18 protein-coding genes and 1 pseudogene are annotated in these 16,486 nt (G+C 74.4%); 9 read left to right on the forward strand and 10 right to left on the reverse strand.

All coding sequences use genetic code 11. From position 1 onward, the window contains the following. Nucleotides 1-83 precede the first annotated feature (83 nt). Both cynS and ABZ444_RS43250 read left to right on the forward strand, forming a co-directional pair. Complete coding sequence (gene cynS / locus ABZ444_RS43245; protein ID WP_358010003.1) at nucleotides 84-554, forward strand: cyanase; 471 nt, start codon at nucleotides 84-86, stop codon at nucleotides 552-554. Between the two features lie 98 nt (nucleotides 555-652). Then, the gene (locus ABZ444_RS43250; protein ID WP_358010004.1) at nucleotides 653-1,153 is read left to right on the forward strand and encodes a nucleoside deaminase; all 501 of its coding nucleotides are present in this window, start codon (nucleotides 653-655) and stop codon (nucleotides 1,151-1,153) included. 16 nt (nucleotides 1,154-1,169) lie between these two features. Here the strand turns inward: ABZ444_RS43250 and ABZ444_RS43255 are convergent, their stop codons facing one another. Beyond that, the gene (locus ABZ444_RS43255; RefSeq protein WP_358010005.1) at nucleotides 1,170-2,081 is read right to left on the reverse strand and encodes a LysR substrate-binding domain-containing protein; all 912 of its coding nucleotides are present in this window, start codon (nucleotides 2,079-2,081) and stop codon (nucleotides 1,170-1,172) included. A gap of 101 nt (nucleotides 2,082-2,182) precedes the next feature. Here ABZ444_RS43255 and ABZ444_RS43260 point away from each other — a divergent pair, with 101 nt between their 5' ends. Next, nucleotides 2,183-2,641: a nuclear transport factor 2 family protein gene (locus ABZ444_RS43260; protein WP_358010006.1), complete on the forward strand. Its 459-nt coding sequence runs from the start codon at nucleotides 2,183-2,185 to the stop codon at nucleotides 2,639-2,641. After that, nucleotides 2,638-3,162, forward strand: a complete 525-nt coding sequence (locus tag ABZ444_RS43265) for a YceI family protein (RefSeq protein ID WP_358010007.1) — start codon at nucleotides 2,638-2,640, stop codon at nucleotides 3,160-3,162. The genes ABZ444_RS43260 and ABZ444_RS43265 overlap by 4 nt, the downstream gene beginning before the upstream one ends. A 25-nt stretch (nucleotides 3,163-3,187) precedes the next feature. On the opposite strand, the gene ABZ444_RS43270 is transcribed toward ABZ444_RS43265, so the two are convergent. From ABZ444_RS43270 to ABZ444_RS43280, 3 genes are all read right to left on the reverse strand, one after another. Continuing rightward, nucleotides 3,188-3,631, reverse strand: a complete 444-nt coding sequence (locus ABZ444_RS43270; RefSeq protein WP_358010008.1) for a VOC family protein — start codon at nucleotides 3,629-3,631, stop codon at nucleotides 3,188-3,190. Between the two features lie 177 nt (nucleotides 3,632-3,808). After that, nucleotides 3,809-4,465, reverse strand: coding sequence for a hypothetical protein (locus tag ABZ444_RS43275; protein WP_358010009.1), 657 nt, complete (start codon nucleotides 4,463-4,465; stop codon nucleotides 3,809-3,811). After that, entirely contained in the window at nucleotides 4,465-4,812 is a 348-nt protein-coding gene (locus tag ABZ444_RS43280) for a hypothetical protein (RefSeq protein WP_358010010.1), read from the reverse strand. The genes ABZ444_RS43275 and ABZ444_RS43280 overlap by 1 nt, the downstream gene beginning before the upstream one ends. Nucleotides 4,813-5,099: 287 nt before the next feature. On the opposite strand from ABZ444_RS43280, the gene ABZ444_RS43285 reads away from it, so the two are divergent. Then, on the forward strand, nucleotides 5,100-5,252 hold the full coding sequence (locus ABZ444_RS43285) for a helix-turn-helix transcriptional regulator (RefSeq protein WP_358010011.1): 153 nt from the start codon (nucleotides 5,100-5,102) through the stop codon (nucleotides 5,250-5,252). A 110-nt stretch (nucleotides 5,253-5,362) separates the two neighbouring features. Next, on the forward strand, nucleotides 5,363-5,767 hold the full coding sequence (gene tsaA, locus ABZ444_RS43290; protein ID WP_358010012.1) for a tRNA (N6-threonylcarbamoyladenosine(37)-N6)-methyltransferase TrmO: 405 nt from the start codon (nucleotides 5,363-5,365) through the stop codon (nucleotides 5,765-5,767). Between the two features lie 14 nt (nucleotides 5,768-5,781). Here tsaA and ABZ444_RS43295 read toward each other — a convergent pair whose 3' ends face one another. Next, nucleotides 5,782-6,486 carry a response regulator transcription factor gene (locus ABZ444_RS43295; protein WP_358010013.1) on the reverse strand — a complete coding sequence of 235 codons (705 nt, stop codon included), beginning with the start codon at nucleotides 6,484-6,486 and terminating at the stop codon, nucleotides 5,782-5,784. A gap of 33 nt (nucleotides 6,487-6,519) precedes the next feature. Then, nucleotides 6,520-7,722: a histidine kinase gene (locus tag ABZ444_RS43300; RefSeq protein WP_358010014.1), complete on the reverse strand. Its 1,203-nt coding sequence runs from the start codon at nucleotides 7,720-7,722 to the stop codon at nucleotides 6,520-6,522. A gap of 513 nt (nucleotides 7,723-8,235) precedes the next feature. Here ABZ444_RS43300 and ABZ444_RS43305 point away from each other — a divergent pair. Beyond that, on the forward strand, nucleotides 8,236-11,688 hold the full coding sequence (locus tag ABZ444_RS43305) for a BTAD domain-containing putative transcriptional regulator (protein ID WP_358010015.1): 3,453 nt from the start codon (nucleotides 8,236-8,238) through the stop codon (nucleotides 11,686-11,688). Between the two features lie 31 nt (nucleotides 11,689-11,719). Here ABZ444_RS43305 and ABZ444_RS43310 read toward each other — a convergent pair whose 3' ends face one another. Continuing rightward, nucleotides 11,720-12,694 carry an ABC transporter ATP-binding protein gene (locus ABZ444_RS43310; protein WP_358010016.1) on the reverse strand — a complete coding sequence of 325 codons (975 nt, stop codon included), beginning with the start codon at nucleotides 12,692-12,694 and terminating at the stop codon, nucleotides 11,720-11,722. A gap of 116 nt (nucleotides 12,695-12,810) precedes the next feature. Here ABZ444_RS43310 and ABZ444_RS43315 point away from each other — a divergent pair, with 116 nt between their 5' ends. Then, nucleotides 12,811-12,969: a hypothetical protein gene (locus ABZ444_RS43315; RefSeq protein WP_358010017.1), complete on the forward strand. Its 159-nt coding sequence runs from the start codon at nucleotides 12,811-12,813 to the stop codon at nucleotides 12,967-12,969. Here ABZ444_RS43315 and ABZ444_RS43320 read toward each other — a convergent pair. Further along, nucleotides 12,900-13,514, reverse strand: a pseudogene (locus tag ABZ444_RS43320) (hypothetical protein); the annotation flags it as partial. The gene ABZ444_RS43315 and the pseudogene ABZ444_RS43320 sit on opposite strands and share 70 nt — an antisense overlap. Between ABZ444_RS43320 and ABZ444_RS43325 the strand changes: the two are divergent. After that, nucleotides 13,504-13,671 (forward strand): hypothetical protein, encoded by a 168-nt coding sequence (locus ABZ444_RS43325; RefSeq protein ID WP_358010018.1) that lies wholly within the window; start codon nucleotides 13,504-13,506, stop codon nucleotides 13,669-13,671. The pseudogene ABZ444_RS43320 and the gene ABZ444_RS43325 overlap by 11 nt on opposite strands. Nucleotides 13,672-14,267: 596 nt before the next feature. Here the strand turns inward: ABZ444_RS43325 and ABZ444_RS43330 are convergent. Together ABZ444_RS43330 and ABZ444_RS43335 are read right to left on the reverse strand one after the other, a co-directional pair. Then, nucleotides 14,268-15,083 (reverse strand): methyltransferase domain-containing protein, encoded by an 816-nt coding sequence (locus ABZ444_RS43330; protein ID WP_358010019.1) that lies wholly within the window; start codon nucleotides 15,081-15,083, stop codon nucleotides 14,268-14,270. Continuing rightward, complete coding sequence (locus ABZ444_RS43335; RefSeq protein WP_358010020.1) at nucleotides 15,058-16,443, reverse strand: non-ribosomal peptide synthetase; 1,386 nt, start codon at nucleotides 16,441-16,443, stop codon at nucleotides 15,058-15,060. Before ABZ444_RS43335 ends, ABZ444_RS43330 begins: the two co-directional genes overlap by 26 nt. Between the last annotated feature and the right edge of the window lie 43 nt (nucleotides 16,444-16,486).

A 16,486-nucleotide genomic window follows, 5' to 3' on the forward strand; every position in this document is an offset into this window, starting at 1 on the left:
GGCCCCGGGGTTCCCGCTCGCGACCGCCCGCGGGGAACCGGCATCCATCCCGACATCACCTGAAGAGAAGGACGTACCGACAAATGGTGCACGCACAGTTCGACCCCGCCGCCCGCCAGGCCCTGGCCGCCGCCGCCGTCGAGGCCAAGATCCGGAAGAACCTGTCCTGGCAGCGGATCGCCGACGCCGCCGGCCTGTCGGTGGCCTTCACCACCGCCGCCGTCCTCGGCCAGCACCCGCTGCCGGAGAGCTCCGCCCAGGCCGTGGCCGAGCTGCTGGACCTCGACGAGGACGCGGCGACGCTGCTGCAGACCATCCCGGTCCGCGGCTCGATGCCGGACCGGATCCCGACCGACCCGACCATGTACCGCTTCTACGAGATGCTCCAGGTCTACGGGACGACCCTCAAGGCCCTGATCCACGAGCAGTTCGGCGACGGCATCATCTCCGCGATCAACTTCCGGCTCGACGTGCAGAAGGTCGCCGACCCCGAGGGCGGCGAGCGCGCCGTCATCACCCTGGACGGCAAGTACCTGCCGACCAAGCCCTTCTGACCAAGCCCTTCTGACCGGGCCCTTCTGACCGGGCCCGCTTCCCGTCCCCGCGGCGCCGCCCTTCCGGCGGCCCGCCCGACCACTTCCGGAGGACCTTCATGGACTTCGTGCAGCGCACCATCGACCTCGCCCGCCAGAACGTCGCCGAGGGCGGCCGCCCGTTCGCGACCGTCATCGTCAGGGACGGCGAGCTGCTGGCCGAGAGCGCCAACAAGGTCGCCCAGACCGGCGACCCGACCGCCCACGCGGAGATCCTCGCCATCCGCGAGGCCTGCACCAGGCTCGGCACCGAGCACCTGACCGACGCCACCATCCACGTGCTCGCCCACCCCTGCCCGATGTGCCTGGGCGCGCTGTACTACTGCTCCCCGGCCGAGGTCGTCTTCCTCACCACCCGCGACGCCTACGAGCCCCACTACGTGGACGACCGCAAGTACTTCGAGCTGAACACCTTCTACGACGAGTTCGCCAAGCCCTGGCAGCAGCGCCGGCTGCCGATGCGCCACGAGCCGCGCGCGGACGCCGTCGAGGTGTACCGGTTCTGGCAGGAGCGCAACGGCGGCGAGCGCCGCGTCGCCGGCGCCCCCACCACCGCGTAGGGCGGCGGAGCGGACCTCAGCCCGGCTCGCCGCTCCCGCCGAGCGGGAGCGGGCCGAGGTCGGCGGCGGTCCTGGCCAGCGCGCGGACGGCGGGACTGTCGGCGGTGGACGACCAGACCAGGGCGAACCGGAGAGCCGGGGCGTCGTGGAGCGGCACGAAGACGACGCCGGGCGGCCGGTTGTAGCGGGCGGCGATCTCGCCCAGCGGATGGACGCACTGCCCGGCGGCGACCAGGGCGAGGATCTCGTGGAACGTGCGCGCGACGGGCCCGCGGGGGATGCGGCGGCCCAGCGGCGTGCGGGTGGGGACCATGGAGGCGACCCAGTACTCCGGGGCGGCGGGGCCCAGGTCGACGACATGCTCGTCGGCCAGGTCCTCCAGCGACGCGCCGCCCCGCCCGGCGAGCGGATGCCCGGCCGACACCGCCAGCACCCGGCCGGTGACGAGCACGGTGGGGCCGACGGTCAGGTCGGGTTCGGCCACCGGCAACCACAACACGTGTGCGTCGGCGTCCCCGGCGCGCAGGGCGGCGAACGGGTCGCCGCCGGTGACCTCGCTGAACCGGACGTCGGCGCCGGGGTGACGGGCGCGGAAGGCGTCGACGAGCGGGCGCAGCTCGTAGCCGGCATGGCCGAACACGCCCAGGCGCAGGGTGCGGCCCGCGCCGACCCCCGCGGCCTCGGCCCGGGCGAGCCCCTCCTGGAGCAGGTCGTAGGCCTGCCGCAGATCCTCCCGCAGGCGGCGGCCGACCGGGGTCAGGGCCACGCGCCGGCTGGTGCGGTCGAACAGCGCCACGCCGATGCGCCGTTCCTGCCTGCTGATGGCCTGGCTGACCCGCGCCTGCGAGACGCGCAGCCGCCCGGCGGTACGGCCGAAGTGCAGTTCCTCGGCGAGCGTCAGGAAGATCTCGATGTCCCTCAGCTCCACGGATAACCCCCATGTTATGGATTGCCCCACGAACCCTACCTTGTTCGGCCTCCGACCGGCCTCGATGCTGGACGCACCACCTGAGCGAGGGGGAGATCCACATGAGCGACATGCAAGCCGTAGCCGACCGCGTCGAGATCGAGGCGCTGCGCGGCGAACTCACCGACGCGGTGATGACCCGCGACTACGACCGCGCCGAATCCCTGTTCACGTCCGGCGGCGTCATGCGGTGGCCGCACATCGGCAAGGAGTTCGTCGGCCGGGAGGCGATCCGCGCCGGGATCGAGTGGGGGCAGGGCCTCTGGGAGTTCTTCGTGCAGAACGTCCATCCGGGCGTCATCCGGATCGACGGCGACACCGCGACCGGCCGGGCCTATATATACGAGTTCGGGCGGATGCGCGACGGCGGCTCCCACGCGAACCACGCCCTCTACCACGACCGCTACCAGCGCACCGGCGACGGCTGGAAGTTCGCCGAACGCGTCTACGAGGTCAGGTACCTCGACGACAGCCCGCTGCCGGGCTCGGCCCCCGCCGGGGACCAGGAGCGACCGGCATGACGAGCAGCCTTCGCGACCTGACCGGCGACTACGTCCTCGACCCGGCCCGCACCCGGATCGGCTTCGTCGCCCGGCACACCGTCGGCCCCGCCGTACGCGGGTGGTTCGACCGGTTCGCGGGATCCGGCCGCCTGGACGGCGACGACCTGTCCAGGTCGAGCGTCGAGCTCACCGTCCAGGCGGGCAGCGTCCAGACCCGCAACCCGCAGCGCGACCGGTACCTGCGCGGCAAGTACCTCAAGGACGCCGACCACCCGGTCATCACCTTCACCTCGAGCCGGGTGGAGCGGACCGGCGAGACGGCCTTCCAGGTCACCGGGGACCTGAGCATCCGCGGCGTGAGCAACCCGATCACGCTGGAGCTGGAGCTGGCCGGCGACGGGGACGGCCGCCCGCTGCGGCTCAGGGGCGGCGTCACGATCGACCGCACGGACTGGGGCGTGAAGTGGAACGCCGCCGCCGGACTGGTCGCCAGGAAGGTGGCGCTGGAGCTCGACCTCGCCGCGGTCCGGCGGCCCTAGCGGCGCGGACGCGCCGAGAGCCCGGTTATCGACCGAGTTCCTGGGCCAGGCCGACGATGATCCCTTCGGGGCCGCGGACGTAGCAGAGCAGGTAACTGTCCTCGAACCGCTCCAGCGTTCCGACGAGCTCGGCGCCGTGCGGGCGCAGGCGGGCGATCACGTCCTCGACGTCGTCGACGGCGAACATGACGCGGCGGATGCCCAGCGTGTTCGCCGGCGGATCCTTCGGCTCGGGGCGGATCGGCTTCGGCGTGTGGAACATGGCCAGCTCGATCCCGCCGGCGCCGCCCGGGATCCGCAACATCGCGACCTCCTGCCGGACGCCGTCGAGCCCGATGACCCGCTCCGCCCAGCGCCCCTCGATCGGCCCCCTGCCCTCCAGCTCCATGCCGAGCTCAAGGAAGAACGCGATCACCGCGTCAAGGTCTTCGACGACGATGAGCACGTTGTCCATCCGCTGGATCGCCATGCCGGGCCTCCTTCGTCAACGCGGCCGCCTGCCGGCCGCCGATGTTCCCAGGACGGAGCCGGCGCCGCGTTCTCGACACGCCGCCGGCGGAATGCCGGTCCCACCTTGTCCCACCGGGCGGGCCGCCCACCAGATGCGGATGTCATCAGGCGGCCCGTGAATCTCCGGCCCCGCCGGTCAGGCGCTCGCCGGCGGGGCGAAGAACGCCCGCACGTCCGCCACCAGCAGATCCGGCACCTCCAGCGCCAGGTACGCGCCGCCGCGGTCGAGCTCGGTCCAGCGCCGGACGTCGGCGTCCCGCTCGGCGAAGCGGCGGATCGTCACGTCGTCCTTGGCCAGCAGCACGGCCGTGGGGACGGTCACCCGCGGCTTGGGGGCGTAGGCGCCCGGGTCGTGGCCGAGCTCGTAGTAGAGGTTGGCGACCGACCCGGCGGTCGCGGTGAACCACATGAGGCTCACGTCGGTCAGCACCCGGTCGCGGGAGAAGGCGTCCTCGGGCAGCTCGGCGCGGGAGTCGGTCCACTCCTTGAACTTCTCCACGATCCAGGCGAGCTGGCCCACGGGCGAGTCGGTCAGCCCGTGGGCGAGGGTCTGCGGGCGGGTCGACCTGATCTGGTTGAACCCCAGGCCCTCCTGCATGAAGGTCTGCATGATGCCCAGGCGGCGCTGCTCGTCGGCGGTGAACTCGCCCTCGTCCGGCGAGGGGAAGGCGACCCAGGCGTTGACATGCACGCCGACCACCCGATCGGGCTCCTGGCGGGCCAGCTCCAGGGCGGGGTCGGCGCCTCCGCCGCCGCCCTGCGCGCCGTACCGGTCGTAGCCGAGCCGGGACATCAGCTCGGCGAAGGCCGCTGATCCGGGTGCGCGCCTGCTCCGACTACGGAGAAGGACACCTCGCCGGAGCGCACGCGATGTTGTCGGCGGGCGTCGACCATCTGGCGATCACCGATCCGCGCTCGGCCGCCTGGCTGCTGCTCGACGCCGCGTCCATGATCTGGTTCGACGGCGACCGCGACATGGCCTGGCGCACCGCCGAGCAGCTCGACGCGCTCCGGGTGCCGCCGGACGACGAGGTCGTCCCGGTGCACCGGCGACACCGGCCAGCCCGCGTGGGCGTGCCAGGCCGCCGGGCTGCTGGACCGGTTCGCGGCGGTCCGGGGCGAGGCGCTGGATCCGGCCACCGCGCACCCGGGCGCGCTCGCCCTGCTCGACCTCGGTCAAGGACGTTCCGAGCAGGCCCTGCTCAGCCTGGAGTCGCTCGTCTACGGGCGCTCCCGCAACCGCATCCAGGCCATGCACCACGTCCCCGACCTGGTCGAGGCCGCGCTGCGCAGCGGCAGGATCGCCCGAGCCGCGGAGACCCTGGGCCGAGCGGGCGCGTACGGAACTGGGCGCCACGGGCTGGAGCGCGCCGCGCCGCACCGGCGCGGACCGCTTCGCGCGGCTCACCCCGCAGGAACGGCAGATCGTGCAGCTGGCCGCCACGGGGCTGTCCAACCGGGACATCGCCGCGCACCTGTTCCTGAGCCCGCGCACGGTGGGCCAGCACCTGTACAAGGCCTTCCCCAAGCTGGGCGTCACCGCCCGGGGCCAGCTCGCCGGCCTCACGCTCGACGATTGAGCCCGGGAGCGCCGCCGGCTCCCGCGGTGGGCGCGCCACCCGGCCGCGGCGCGGTTCGGGCGATCGGCGGTCTTGACCGGCGTCCCCGCACGGGGAAAGATCCAGGACTCGTGACCGAACACACGCTGCGCCCGGTCGGCCGCGTCGAGTCGACACTGACCGATCGCACGGCGGCGCCCCGGCAGCCCGACGAGGGAGCCCCCGACGCCTGGCTGGTCTTCGACGACCGGTACGCCCCCGCCCTCGACGGCCTGGCCCCGGGCACCGACGTCCTGCTGCTCACCTGGCTCGACCGCGCCGACCGCGACACCCTGTCCGTGCACCCGCGTGGCGACGCCGCCCGGCCGCTCACCGGCGTCTTCGCCACCCGCGCACCCGACCGGCCCAACCCGATCGGCCTGCACACCGTGCACATCCTGGCCGTCGAGGGCCGGCGGGTGCACGTCCGCAACCTGGAGGCGCTCGACGCGACCCCGATCCTCGACGTCAAGCCTCTGCTCACGCCCGACCGCTGACCGCCGGCGCCGCCCTACCAGCCGTCCGGGCGATCCGCCGGGCCCTGGTCGCCTGCGGTCGTCCGGCGGGACAGGGGGTGGCCGGGGCGGACGAGACCGGCGTCGTACGACACCACCACCACCTGCGCCCGGCTGCTCAGCCCCAGCTTGGCCATCAGCCGGTTGAGATGCGTCTTGACCGTGCCCTCGCTCACCGACAGCCGCTCGGCGATCTCCTTGTTCGACAACGCGTGCCCGACCAGCCGCAGCACCTCCGTCTCGCGCCCGGTGAGCCGGTCGAGGGAGGGGGAGGGGGAGGGGAGCGGGGCGGGCGGCTCGGTGAACGCCTCGATCAGCCGCCTGGTCGCGGCCGGGGCCAGCAGGATGTCGCCCGCCGCGACCGTGTGGATGGCGGCGATCAGGCGCTCGGGCGGGGTGTCCTTGAGCAGGAATCCGCCGGCGCCCAGGCGCAGCGCGTTGTAGACGTACTCGTCGAGGTCGAACGTGGTCAGGATGAGCACCTTGGGCGGCGGGTCGTGCGCGGCGGCCAGGATGCGCTCGGTCGCCGTCAGGCCGTTGACGCCGGGCATCCTGATGTCCATGAGGATCACGTCGGGCCGCAGCGTGGCGGCCAGGCGCACGGCCTCCTCCCCGTCGGCGGCCTCGCCCACGACCTCCAGGCCCGCGGCGCGCAGCAGCGCGGCCAGACCCGCGCGGATGAGCACCTGGTCGTCGACCACGAGGACTTTGATCTCGCACCTGCTTCACGGTCGTCACGGCGGCCGGTCGTCGGCACCGGGTGCGGGGAGCGGGAAGGTCGCCAGCACCTCGAACCCGCCCCCGGGCAGCGGCCCGGCGGTGATCGACCCCTGGTAGAGCCTGACACGTTCAGTCATGCCGATCAACCCGTGGCCGCCGGAAGGCCCGTCGGCCACCTGGACGGCGGCGCCGTCGTTGCTGACGCGTAACGTCAGCGTGGCCGGACCGTAGCCGATGTGGATCTCGACCCGGCCGGGATCGGCGTGCTTGAGCACGTTCGTCAGCGACTCCTGGACGATGCGGTAGGCGCACAGGTCGAGGCCGGACGGCAGCGGCCGGGCCCGGCCCTCGACGACGAGCTCGGTGCCGACGCCCGCCCCGCGCATGCGCTCGACCAGCGGGTCGAGGGCCAGCAGGCCCGGCGCGGTGGCGTAGAGGCCCTCGTCGTCGTCGTGGGCCTCGATGCGCAGGATCGACAGCAGCCGGCGCATCTCGGTCAGCGCCTCGTGGCTGGTGTCGGCGATGACGCCCAGCGTGGCGTGGGCGGTGGCCGGATCGCTCAGCGCCACGTAGCGCCCCAGCCCGGCCTGTACGGAGATGACCGACATGTGGTGAGCGACGACGTCGTGCAACTCGCGGGCGATGCGCACCCGTTCGCGGGTGACCGCCCGCCGGGCGGCGGCGCCCTGCTCCGCGCGCAGCTGCGCGGCGAGGTCGGCGAGCTGCGCGGTGCGCTCCGACAGCAGCCGCACGCTGGTGCCCGCGCCCACCCCGCAGGCCGCCACGATGCACGACTGCGCGGCGGCCGACCACAGCGCCAGGCCGGGCTGCTGCACCGAGGCGTAGGTCCACTCGACGACGATCAGCACCGAACCGGCCGCGCACCACGCCCACGACCGGTGCGCGGCCACGGAGTAGAGCGCCACCAGCGGCCCGATGCTGTTGAGCCCGAGGTGGTAGCCCAGCACGTGGTAGACCAGCGAGGCGCCCACCGACACCAGCAGCACGGCCACCGGTGTCACCCTGCGCAGCGCCAGCGGCGCGTTGACCAGCACGGTCAAGGTCACCGACAGGGCGTCACCGGGCCGGCCCCGGCCCGGCTCGAACATCTCCCACAGCCAGGTGCCGACGACGAGCGTCAGGGCCACGGCGCCGTCGAGCAGCAGCGGGTGGACCGCGAACACCCGCCGGACGAGGGACGGGGCGGTGAAGGGCACCCGTCACGCTAACCCCGGCGCCACCCCCGGCGCATCGAACCGGGGGTGGACATCGACTGCCGCAGAAGTTGCAGACCCCCGCTACCGGTGCCTGGCCTGGTACCAGCGCGAGCTGCGATGCTGCTGCGGATGACCTGGTTCAGCGTCCAGCACGCCGGGCAGGCCCCCGCGGTCGGCCCGGCGTGCTCGGTCGGCAAGGACGCGCGAGCACGCTCGCGATTGCCGCGCTCCAACGTCTTCTCACGGTTGCTCCTCGGCTGCGGCCCTGGTGGCAGGCATGACGGGATCCCGGCACGTTCCGGGACATGGCGATGCGGAGAGCTGCCAAGACGGTAGGACCCGCGGCCTGCCGGTGGCGTCAGCCCGTGGGTTGAGAAGATCGTCAACTTTGGCGGTACGAGCCCCGCGACCCCGCCCGCCGCCGGGGGCGTGCCGCGCGTCCCGCCCCGGGCTGATTTCCGCATCACCCTCACGAGTGACGAGACCGGGCCGGGCAGCGGCCACGATGGAGCGATGTCGCGAACCTCTCGTCACGAGGAGACAGCCGATGGGGAACGGTGCGGAGGGCTCGGACGGCAGGGCTCGGGCAGCGGGGCCGGGGAGGCGGGCGGCCGGGAGGAGGGCGTGCGGTTCCGGGTGCTCGGGCCGTTCGAGATCCTCGGCGCCCGCGGCCCGATCAGCCTCGGCGGGCCGCGGCAGCGTGCCCTGCTCGCCCGGCTGGTGGCCGCCGCCGGGACGGTCGTCTCCACCGACACGCTGATCGAGGACCTTTACCAGGGCAGGCCGCCGGTGACCGCGGTGGGCTCCGTCCACGTCTACGTGTCGAACCTGCGCCGGGTGCTGGAGCCGGCACGCGCGCCGCGCACGCCGCCCAGGCTGCTGGTGGCCCGCAGGCCCGGCTATCTCCTGGCCACCACGGACGTCGACGCGCTGCGCTTCGGCAAGCTGGTCACGGACGCCGAGCTGCGCCCGCCCGCGGAGGCGCTGCCCCTGCTGGAGGAGGCACTCGGGCTCTGGCGCGGCGTCCCCTACGGCGAGTTCGCCGACGAGCTGTGGGCCGCCGCGGAGGTGAACCGCCTGGGCGAGCTGCGCATGAACGCGATCGAGTCCCGCGCCCATGCGCTGCTGGACGTCGGCCGCCCGCAGCCGGTGATCCACGAGCTGGAGTCCGAGACGGCGGAGCACCCGCTGCGGGAGCGGCTGTGGTGGTTACGCGCCCTGGCTCTCTACCGGTCCGGGCGGCAGGCCGACGCGCTGGCCACGTTACGCAGGGCGCGGAAGGTCATCGCCGACCAGCTCGGCCTCGATCCCGGACCCGAGCTGCGGGAACTGGAGAAGGACATCCTCCGGCAGGCGCAGTCGATCACCCCGCCGCCCGAGCCGGGCCCCGTGCGGCTGTCCCTGGTCCGTCCCGAGGCCGTCGCGCCGGTGGCGGGCGGCGGCGCGGAGGTCGCCGGGGTACCCACGCACACCGGTGAGGCCGCGTCCGCGCGGGCCGATCAGGCCCGGCGCGCGGCGCGAGGACGGCTGATCGGCCGCGAGCGGGGGCTGGCGGAGCTGGCGGCACTGCCCGGCGCGGCGCACCACAACGGCGTCGTGGTCGCCGCGGTCAGCGGCGAGCCCGGCATCGGCAAGACCCGGCTGCTGCAGGCGTTCCGCGACGACTGCGGGGACCTGGGCCATCTGGTGCTGTGGGGCCGCTGCCGCGGAGGGGAGGGCGTGCCGCCGCTGTGGCCGTGGCTCCAGGTGCTGCGCGCGCTGGCCGGGACCGTGCCGCCCGCGGAGCGCCAGGCGCTGAGCGGGCTGCTGGACGACGACTGGCCCACCGGCGCGCCGGCGTCGCCGCACCGCAACCGGGCCGTCGCCCGGTGGCTCGTCGAGGCCGCACGCACCCGTCCCCTGGTGATCGTCCTGGACGACCTGCACTGGGCGGACTCCGCCACGCTCGAACTGCTCAGGGACGTCGCCGTGCTGTCCGAGGCGTACCCGGGCGAGCGCCCGCTGCTGCTGGTCACCGCCTTTCGCGACGCGGCGCACGACGACCGGACGATCACCCCGGGCGCCTCTCCCGGCGACGCCTTCAACCTCTCGGTGGGCGAGGTGCTGTACCAGCTCGCCCGCTACGACCTCGTGCGCATCCGGCTGAGCGGCCTCGACGCCGCAGATGTCGGGACGCTCGCCCGGGAGATGGGCGTCCCGGTGGACGGCTCCACGGCCGAACTGCTGACCCGGCGTACCGGTGGCAACCCGTTCTTCGTCCGCGAGAGCGTCCGGCTGATGGCGCAGGGGCAGGGCCTGGAGGTCGTGCCCGACGCGGTGTCCGACCTGATCCGCCGGCGGCTGGCCATGCTCGGGCCGCGGGCGACGGAGATACTCCAGCCGGCCGCCCTGATCGGCCGCAGCTTCGATCCCGGCCTGGTCGTCGAGGTGTTCCGGGCCTGCGCGTCGTGGCCGGAGCAGACCTACGAGCTGCTCGACTGGGCCGCCCAGGCAGGGCTGGTCACCAGCGGCGACGGGGTCATGACGTTCGTCCACGACCTGGTCAGGGAGACGCTGATCGCCGGCGTCCCGCCGCTGCGCAGGGGCGTGATCCACCGGGAGGTGATGAGGGCCCTGTCCGCCAGGCCGAGCACCGACGTGACCGTCATCGCCCACCACGCCGTGGAGGCCGGGCCGCTGGCGTACCGGGAGACGGCGCACTGGGCCCGCGCGGCGGCCGGGCAGGCGAGCCGGCGCATGGCGCACGAGGAGGCCGCCGCCTGGTGGGGACGGGCCGTCGCCGCTCACGGCGCCTGCGACGGCGACCCCGCCCAGCACGTGGAACTCCTGCTGCACCAGGTGCGCGCCCTGCTGGACGCCGGGGACGCCATGGGCGCGCGCGACCTGCGGGCCCAGGCCCTGCGCGTCGCCCAGCGCGCCGAGGCGGACCCCGCCCTGACCACCCGCGCGCTCACCGCACTGGACGCGCCGGCCATCTGGACGCTGCGCAACCCGTACGAACCGGTGGAACTGCGGCTGGTCGAGCAGTTCGAGGCCACGCTGAGCGCGCTGCCCGCGACCGACAGCGTCGAGCGGGCGCTGCTGCTCGGCGGCCTGGCGCAGGAACTGTACAACGGCAGCGACGACGACCTGCGATGCCTGTCGCTGTCGGCCGAGGCCGTCGCGATGGCCCGCCGGATCGCCGACCCGCATCTGCTCATGCGGGCGCTGAACGCGCGCGCGTTGTCCGTGCCGCAGGCGACCCACATCGCCGAGCTCATGGAGATCGCCGAGGAGCTGCACGGCCTGGCCGCGCGGACCCGGACGCCGGGCTTCGAGCTGCTCGCCCACATGATGGACACCCACTACCGGCTGGAGATGCACGACCTGGCCGGGGCGGACCTGGCGGCCGCCCGCTGCGAGGCGCTGCTCGACGACCTGCAACTGCCGTGGCCGCGCTTCCAGCACACCATGTGGCGGGCCAACCGGCTCACCCTGGCCGGCCGGTTCACCGAGGCCGACGCGGTGTACGGCGAAGCCGAGCGGCAGGCCAAGCGGATCGGCATGTGGTACGCGGGCGCCGTCGCGGTGAACGGCCGCCTCATGCTGTACTACCAGCGCGGCGCCATGGCCGAGGCCGGGCCGCTCATCGACCTGATCAGCGGCATCCACCCCACCGTGGAGCACGACGCCCGGGTGCTGGAGCTGTGCGCCCAGGGGCGCCGGAGCCAGGCCGTGGCCCTGGCCGGGCAGGGGTGGCCCGCCCCGCCGATGGACTGGTCGTGGCTGACCATGACCTGCCTCCAGGGCGCGGCCCAGGCCGCCGCCGGCGACGTGGCGGCCTGCTGGACGACGTACGAGAAGCTGCTGCCCTACGCCGGGCGCATCTCCGGGGGGTCGGCGGTGGCCTGCATCGGGCCGGTCGACCACTTCCTGGCCGTGCTGGAGTCCGTGCTGGACGCCGGCACCGGCGCCGCCGGGGCCTGACGGGCCGCCGGCCTGCCGTCACCGTGTCCCGTCACCGTGTCCCGTCACCGTGTCCCGTCGTCGTGCCAGCGGCCGACCAGGTCGGCGTACAGGGGGACCGGTCGATCAGTTCCAGGTGGGTGCCGGTGAGCACGGTGGTCCCGTCCATCAGCAGGACCTGGCGTGCTCTGGCGGCCGAGCTGATGCGGTGCGCGATCACGACCAGGGTGCCGGGGCGGGCCGCCAGCGCCAGCTCCGCGCGCAGCTCGGCGGCCGGATCGAGGTGGCAGCCCGCCTCGTCCAGGATCAGGACGTCGGCGGGCGAGGCGTGCACGCGGGCCAGGGCGACGAGCTGCCGCTCCCCGGCCGACAGCGCGGACGGCTCCTCGATCTCCCCGTCGATGCCGCCCAGCCGTTCGACGAGCGGTCCGGCGCCGACGGCGGCCGCGGACGCGTGCAGGCGTTCGTCGTCCGGGCTCTCGCCGGGCGGCCACAGGTACGCCAGGTTCTCCCGGACCGTCCCGGCGAAGACGTACGCCTCCTGCGGCACCAGCGCGATCCGGCGCCGCACCAACGCGCCGGGGATCGAGGCCAGGGGGCGTCCGCCGAGCCGCACCCGGCCGCCGGTGGGCCGGAGCAGCCCGGTCATCAGCAGGGCCAGCGTGGACTTGCCGACGCCGCTGGGCCCGACCACCGCGAGATGCCCGCCCTCGCCGATCGTCAGGTCCAGGTCCCGCACGACCGGCGTGGCCCGCGCGGCATAGGCGAACGTCAGGCGTTCGGCCCGCAGCTCGTGGCCGTTCGGGACGGCTGTCGCGGTGGCCGGGGCGGCCGGGTCCACCGGGCCGGGGACGGCGATCGTCTCGGCGATCCGCCGGGTGGTCGCCGCGAGCCCGACCCCCCACCCGCCGAGGGTGTCGAGGATCGTGCGCAGCGCCGGCTCCAGACCGGTGAACAGGTACGTCACCGCCCCCACCACCTCTCCCGCGCTCAGCCGGCCGCCCTCGATCAGGGGACGGGACAGCACGAGCAGGCCGACCAGCGGCGCGTGCGCGCCGAGCAGGACGGCGACCCGCCGGCCCGTGCCCGCCCCGGGCCACGGCGTCGCCCTCGGTCGCCACCTCGACCAGCCCGCGCACCCGGGTGTCCCACGAGCGGCCCGCGGGCGGCTCGTCGGAGCCGAGCAGCGGCCGGCAGGCCGTGGCCAGGTGCAGCACCGTCGCGCCCAGGGCGTACAGGTCCGCCTCGGCCCCCGCGGCCGGCCCGTACATCGGCCCGCGCACCTGCTCGGGCGGCGCGTAGCCGGCGGTGTAGGCCTTGGTGACGGGCGTGCCGGGGACGGCGGCCATCTCCAGGTCGACCAGCCGGCAGGAGCCGTCCGGGCCGACGATGACGTTGTTCGGCGTCAGGTCCCGCAGCACGAAGCCCCGCTCGTGCACGGCGGCGACCAGGCCGGCCAGCGCGCGCACCGCGGTCAGCGCCACGTCCGGCCAGCCGTCCGGGCCGGCGGCCTTCGCCTGCCCCGCCCAGGTGGTCAGCACGGCGCCGTCGAGGTGTTCCTGCGCCAGGAACAGGTTGTCCCCCTGCGTGAACAGGGCGACCTTGCGGCTCGTCACACCGAGCGGCCCGAACAGGTCCAGCATGTCGGCCTCGTGGCGGAGCCGGTCGCGTTCGTCCTGGCCCTGCAGGGTGGCGCTGATGTGCGGGCGCGCCTGCTTGATGACGACCTGGGCGCCGGAGAGCCGGTCCGCCGCCAGGAACACCCCGCCCTTGGCGCCGTGGCGGATCGCCTGACGCACCACGAACCGGCCGGCCAGCTCGACGGCCTCCGGCGCGGTGGTCCGCACCGGCGCCCGACCGGACTCGAACGGGCAGGCGGCCCACTCCGGCGGCGAGTACCAGGCGTTGCGCCGGTCCACCTGGCAGGTGCCGTCGGGGGCGGTCAGCGGCGAGCTGTGGACGCCGTCGTTGTCGAGCACGCTGCGCGCGGAGAACACGCCGTAGCGGTAGTGGACCAGGCTGCCCGGCCGGTAGGCCCGGTCGGACAGGACGGGCGGGCCCGGCAGGCCGTACGTGGCCCGGTGCAGGTCCTCGGCGATCGCCGTCGCCGCCTCGTCGTCCGGGGGGTAGACGGTGATGAACTTGCCGGCCGAGCCCCGATGGACGTTCCTGGACAGCAGCCCGGTCAGGTCGGCGAACGTGGCCGCATACTTGAACGGGCACCGATGCCGCACCAGCACCTCGGCCGCCCGCGCCAGCACGACGGGAGCCGACAGCGGCGTCGCCGACACGTGCAGCTTCCATCCCTGGTCCCGCGTCCCGGCCTGCCGGGGAGCCGCGTACGTCCACGGCGCGCGGTGGCGGACGTCCCACCCGCCCCCGGCGGCCCGTCGCAGGGCGGCCCGCACGAGGTCCTCCAGCACGTGGAGATCCGCGCTCACCTGCTCGTCGGTGCCTGTCGTGCTCATGCTCACGCCACAACCTCATGCCTGATCGGGTTCGGGACGTTCCCGGTGGCCGCCGGGGCCCGCCGGTGAACAGCGAACAGGAACGGTCTTATGGATCACTGATGGCCGCTTAACGCGCCCGGCAGACGCCTTTCAGGTCCGGCCACAAGACGGCTTCACCGCGACGGCCAGGTAGACGGGCATGGCGATGGTCAGCTCGCCCCTCGCGTCGGCCAGCTCCAGCGAGTGGAACCACGCGCTCCTGTCGATCTCCGGCACCAGGCCGGACTCCTGCCTGCCCAGCACGGGCACCACGGACGCCGCCTCCGCCAGGGAGGCGGACACCGCCTGGACCGCCCGCAGCTCGGGTTCGGCCAGTCCTGCCCGTACGAGCCTGCGGCGCAGGGTGCGCCCGACGGCCGGATGGGAGATCTTCTCCCTGAAGGCGTCCAGCACCCGCAAGGTCAGCGACTCCTCCACCCCGTCGATGACGAGCCCGCTCCAGTCGACGTCCACGACGCATACGCGCCCGCCGGGGGCCAGCGCCCCGGCCAGCGCGCGGACGGCGGCGTCGGGATCGGGCACGTGCTGCAGCACCCGCTCGCACCACACCACGTCGAACGCGTCCGCGTAGCCGAGGGCGGGCAGGTTGCCGAGCCGGTAGGCGACCGTTCCGGCGCCCGGCTCGGCGGCGGCATGCCTGCGCTCGGCGGCGGCCAGCATCACGGGATTCAGGTCCACGGCGGTGACCGTCCCGGCCGGTCCCACCAGCCGGGCGAACTCCCTGGACATCTCGCCGAGCCCGCACCCGGCGTCCAGCACGCGTTCGCCGGGGGCGACCGACAGCAGGTCCAGCGCCGAGGCGCGCACCGCGCGCACCACCTCGTGCCGGGAGATGCGGTCCAGGTAGTCCTCGGCCGCCGCCTGCGTCCCGTCACGGACGTCAGCCTGAAAGATCTTGTCGTCCACCGAGGTCTCCTCTCCTCGAAAGCGTCTCGGCCAGCCCGGCCGCGGTCGGTGTCTCGAACAACGCCCGGATCGGCAGCTCGACCCGCAACGACGAACGGATCCGGCCGACCAGCCGCGAGGCCGTCAGCGAGTGGCCGCCCAGGTCGAAGAAGGAATCGTCGACGCCGACCCGGTCCAGCTCCAGCACGTCGGCGAAGACGTCGCACAGCAGCCTCTCCAGCGGGGTGCGCGCCGCGCGCGGCTCGGCCCGCGGGGACGGTTCCGGCTCCGGCAGGGCCCGCCGATCGACCTTGCCGTTCGCGTTGAGCGGCAGGGTGTCCAGGATCACCACGGCCGCGGGCACCATGTAGCCGGGCAGCGACGCGGCCACGAACGCGCGCAGCGCGGCGGCGTCCAGGCTCGCGCCGGCGGCCGGCACGGCGTAGAGCACCAGCCGCCGGTCCCCGGCGCCGGCCGGCCGCGCGACCGCCGCCGCCCGCGCGACCGCCGCCGCCCGCGCGACCTCGGGGTGCCGCGCCGCGGCCGCCTCGACCTCTCCCGGCTCGACGCGAAAGCCCCTGAGCTTGGTCTGGTCGTCGGTCCTGCCGACGAAGTCCAGAGCGCCGTCGGCCCGCCACCGGACGAGGTCGCCGGTCCGGTACATCCGCTCGCCCGCCGGGCCGAAGGGGCAGGCGACGAACCGCTCGGCGGTCAGCCCCGGACGCCCCGGATAGCCGCGGGCCACGCCCGCGCCGGCGATGTGCAACTCGCCCACGACGCCGGGCGGCACCGGCCGCAGGGCGCCGTCCAGGACGTACACCCGGGTGTTGTCCATGGGGCGGCCGATGGGGAACGTCCCGCCGGTCGCCGGTGCGCGATGCCGGGTGGCGAACGTCGTGGTCTCCGTCGGGCCGTACCCGTTGACCACGACCGTGCCGGGGCAGGCGCCGGTGACCCGGCCCACCGCGGCGGGGGAGACCACGTCACCGCCCGCCCACACCTCGCGCACGTTCCCGAAGCACCCGGGGGACTCCTCGGCCAGCAGGTGGAACAGGCCCGCGGCGAGGAACAGCCCCGTCACCCCGCTGTCCCTGATCACCCGGGCCAGCGACTGGTGATCCGCCTCGCCCTCCGGCGCGACCACGACCTGACCCCCGTTGAGCAGCGGCACCCACAACTCGTAGGTCGAGGCGTCGAAGGCGGGCGGGGAGTGCATCAGCACGCGCCGGTGCGCGCCCCCCGTCCAGCACCGGTCGGACGCCAGCGCCACCACGTTGCGATGCGTGACCGCGATGCCCTTGGGCGTGCCCGTCGAGCCGGAGGTGTACATGACGCAGGCGAGCCCGTCGGGATGCCGGGCCGGCTCCGGCGGCCTGGTCACCCTGCGCTCCTGGAGTCCCGCCCAGGGCTACTCGGTGGACGGC

This window comes from Nonomuraea sp. NPDC005730, from assembly GCF_040630865.1.
Lineage (GTDB): Bacteria > Actinomycetota > Actinomycetes > Streptosporangiales > Streptosporangiaceae > Nonomuraea.